Origin of the sequence: Salmonella sp. SAL4457, from assembly GCF_046548235.1 — a bacterium.
Lineage (GTDB): Bacteria > Pseudomonadota > Gammaproteobacteria > Enterobacterales > Enterobacteriaceae > Salmonella > Salmonella enterica.
In genome coordinates, this window is the sequence record NZ_JBGDZO010001249.1 from 1 (window position 1) to 239 (window position 239).

Annotated in this window: 1 pseudogene; it reads left to right on the forward strand. The window is 70.7% G+C overall.

The features are described from left to right. Positions 1 to 239 (forward strand): annotated as a pseudogene (locus ACLJNW_RS28195) (hypothetical protein); the annotation flags it as partial.

The following is a 239-nucleotide window of genomic DNA, read 5'->3' on the forward strand; positions in this document are numbered from 1 at the left end:
GAGCGTGTACGACGCCCTTGCCGGGCGGCGCAACCACCGTTTCTACGACGCCGCCGCGTTGCGCTACCTGGCGCCGGGCCTGAAGGAACAACGGCTGCTCGGCGGCACGCGATTCTTCGATGCGGTGACCGACGATGCGCGCCTGGTGCTGCGGGTGCTGGCCGAGGCGCGTCACGACGGCGGCGAGGCATTCAACGGCATGCGTGTGCGCGAATTGCTGCGCGAGGGCGGCCAGGTGG